This window comes from Streptococcus mitis bv. 2 str. SK95 (genome assembly GCF_000222705.1).
Lineage (GTDB): Bacteria > Bacillota > Bacilli > Lactobacillales > Streptococcaceae > Streptococcus > Streptococcus mitis_AY.
In genome coordinates this window covers 1-3,202 of record NZ_AFUB01000010.1, presented here as the reverse complement: position 1 = coordinate 3,202, position 3,202 = coordinate 1, and the positions used below count along the sequence as shown (strand labels likewise).

Sequence of the window (3,202 nt, the reverse complement as noted above, 5' to 3'; positions counted from 1 at the left end):
ATCAGAAATTAAATTATTTCCAAAATAATTGTAAGAGTATCCACTTTCTAATAGGTCGCTCAAAAAGTTTTAAAAATCATAAAAACGCATAATATCAGGCATTCAAAAACCTTAATATTATGCGTTTTATCAGGGAAAAATTTGCTAGATTTTCTCCTCAAATTGAGTCATTACCCAGCCTCTTCTATTATCTTCTTTTACCCTTTTTTACAGGCATGAGCGTAATATCTCTCAAGCTAAAGTAGGCTAGAGCCAGCATGGCGATTGTGACAAAGAATTCTGTTGGTAACTGGAAGATTTGCAAGATGGACAACATCAGCAAAATCAAGAGTGCAACAACTAAAAAGACTAAGATAACGATGTTGACTGTTCCTTTGATACTTTGGGGTGTCGCAAATACATAGAGTAGTAATAAGAGTATCCCTATGATTAAATAGACCATCTTTATCTCTTTCTAGCTGTTACTCAGCTGATTTTTTCTTTTTGTTGGCTTTCTCACGCTCTGCCTTGTTGAGGATTTGCTTACGCAAACGGATAGACTCAGGCGTTACTTCCATGTACTCATCGTCATTCAAGAATTCAAGAGACTCTTCAAGGGTCAAGATACGAGGTGTCTTGATAACCGCTGTTTGGTCCTTAGTAGCTGAACGGACGTTGGTCATTTGTTTCGCCTTAGTGATGTTAACTGTCAAGTCATTCTCACGAGAGTTTTCACCGATGATCATTCCTTCGTAAACCTCAGTACCTGGATTGACAAAGATGGTTCCGCGTTCTTCAATCGACATGATTGAGTAAGTTGTTGCCTTACCAGCATCGATGGAAACGAGGGCACCACGGTGACGTCCACCAATTTCACCCGGAATCAATGGTAAGTATTGGTCGAAGGTATGGTTCATGATACCGTAACCACGAGTCATTGACAAGAACTCAGTTGAGTATCCGATCAAACCACGCGCTGGAACAAGGAAGACCAAACGAGTTTGACCATTACCAGTTGAAATCATATCCAACATTTCACCCTTACGTTCAGAAAGACTTTGGATAACAGATCCTTGGTATTCTTCTGGAGTATCGATTTGAACACGTTCAAATGGCTCACATTTAACACCATCAATCTCTTTTACGATAACCTCTGGACGAGATACTTGAAGTTCATAACCCTCACGACGCATTGTTTCGATAAGGATTGACAAGTGCAATTCTCCACGTCCTGAAACAGTCCATTTATCTGGAGAGTCCGTTGGGTCAACACGAAGGGAAACGTCTGTTTGCAATTCTGCCTGCAAGCGTTCTTCTACCTTACGAGAAGTCACCCACTTACCTTCTTTACCAGCAAATGGTGAGTTGTTGACTAAGAAAGTCATTTGAAGAGTTGGCTCATCGATGTGTAGGATTGGAAGAGCTTCAACTGCGTCTGTCGGAGTAATGGTTTCACCGACAAAGATATCTTCCATACCGGAAACGGCAATCAAATCACCCGCTTTTGCTTCTTGGATTTCACGACGTTCCAAACCAAAGAAACCGAAAAGTTTTGTAACACGGAAGTTCTTCGTTGTACCATCTAGTTTAGAAAGGGTAACTTGGTCCCCAACCTTAACAGTACCACGGAAGATACGTCCGATACCGATACGTCCAACGAAGTCGTTGTAGTCCAATAGTGACACCTGGAATTGAAGTGGCTCATCAGAGTTGTCTACTGGAGCTGGGATGTGTTCGATGATGGTATCAAAGATTGGCGCCATTGTTGCTTCTTGGTCAGCAGGATCATCAGACAAGGAAGATGTTCCGTTGATAGCTGAAGCATACACCACTGGGAAGTCAAGCTGGTCATCATCTGCACCAAGCTCGATGAAAAGTTCCAAGACTTCGTCCACTACTTCTGCTGGACGAGCTGATGGTTTATCGATTTTATTAACAACCACGATTGGAACAAGGTCTTGTTCCAAGGCTTTTTTTAATACGAAACGAGTTTGTGGCATGGTTCCTTCGTAGGCATCTACGACCAAGACAACACCATCAACCATTTTCATGATACGTTCTACTTCTCCACCAAAGTCCGCGTGTCCTGGTGTGTCCATGATGTTGATACGTGTGCCATTGTAAGCTACAGCAGTATTCTTGGCAAGGATGGTAATTCCACGCTCTTTTTCGATATCATTTGAGTCCATAGCGCGCTCTGCCAATTCTGTACGAGCGTCCAATGTTGAAGATTGTTTCAACAATTCATCAACGAGGGTTGTTTTCCCGTGGTCAACGTGGGCAATAATGGCTACGTTACGGATATCTTCTCTTAATTTTGTCATGATTTCCTCTATAATATTTAAAATTTATTTTCTAACTGAGCAATTATACCACATTTTCAGTCAAATGACATAACTCAAGCAAGTGTAAATGTTTTCACTTTGTTTTTCTCATCCAGTCATCCCTTTTCAAAGTCAGAGACTTATGATAAGATAGGCTGGTATGCGTTTAGATAGATTATTTGCCCAAGAAAAGATCAGCCGCAAGGCTATGAAACAGGCTCTATTAAAAAAAGAAATCTTAGTGGACGATTGTCCAGCTCGCTCCCTCGCTCAAAATGTCGATACAGGATTGCAAAAACTAGTCTTTCAAGGACGGCAAATCCAAGGATATGAGCACAACTACCTCATGCTTCATAAACCAAATGGAGTCGTTACAGCTAGTAAGGATAAGAAACTGCCAACCGTCATGGACCTAGTCCCCAAAAATATCCAGTCAGACCAACTCTACGCGATAGGTAGGCTAGACCGCGATACGACAGGACTGCTCCTTTTGACAGACAATGGACCTTTAGGCTTTCAACTACTTCATCCTCAATATCATGTGGATAAAACTTACCAAGTTAAAGTTAATGGACCGCTCTCATCCGACCATATCCAAAAGTTCAAAGATGGGATTGTCTTTTTAGATGGAACACTCTGCAAACCTGCCAAACTTGAGATTTTAGATTCCAGCCCATCAGAGAACCATGCCTCCATCACCATTTCAGAAGGGAAGTTTCATCAGGTTAAGAAGATGTTTCTTTCTGTCGGTGTTAAGGTCACTGCTCTAAAACGAGTTCAATTCGGTGATTTTACATTAGACCCAGAACTAGCAGAAGGTCAATTCCGTCCCTTGAATCCAGAAGAATTAGAAATCATTAAAAATTACTTAGAGAAAAGTGGATAAAACAAAAAAGCTT

At 41.2% G+C, this 3,202-nt stretch carries 3 protein-coding genes; 1 reads left to right on the top strand and 2 read right to left on the bottom strand.

Features of this window, described 5'->3' with window-relative positions:
• Positions 1–187 precede the first annotated feature (187 nt).
• Complete coding sequence (locus HMPREF9965_RS03700) at positions 188–442, bottom strand: DUF3165 family protein (protein ID WP_000262658.1); 255 nt, start codon at positions 440–442, stop codon at positions 188–190.
• A gap of 19 nt (positions 443–461) precedes the next feature.
• Complete coding sequence (gene typA, locus HMPREF9965_RS03695; protein WP_000164127.1) at positions 462–2,303, bottom strand: translational GTPase TypA; 1,842 nt, start codon at positions 2,301–2,303, stop codon at positions 462–464.
• Positions 2,304–2,463: 160 nt separating this feature from the next.
• Here typA and HMPREF9965_RS03690 point away from each other — a divergent pair, with 160 nt between their 5' ends.
• A complete protein-coding gene (locus HMPREF9965_RS03690; RefSeq protein WP_001235069.1) occupies positions 2,464–3,189 on the top strand; it encodes a 16S rRNA pseudouridine(516) synthase in 726 nt (241 codons plus the stop codon).
• Positions 3,190–3,202: the final 13 nt, after the last annotated feature.

What these genes read in the sequence shown, in the direction of transcription:
- HMPREF9965_RS03700 (WP_000262658.1), bottom strand. Translation starts at nt 442, where the DNA reads ATGGTCTATTTAATCATAGGGATACTCTTATTACTACTCTATGTATTT.
- typA (WP_000164127.1), bottom strand. Translation starts at nt 2,303, where the DNA reads ATGACAAAATTAAGAGAAGATATCCGTAACGTAGCCATTATTGCCCAC.
- HMPREF9965_RS03690 (WP_001235069.1), top strand. Translation starts at nt 2,464, where the DNA reads ATGCGTTTAGATAGATTATTTGCCCAAGAAAAGATCAGCCGCAAGGCT.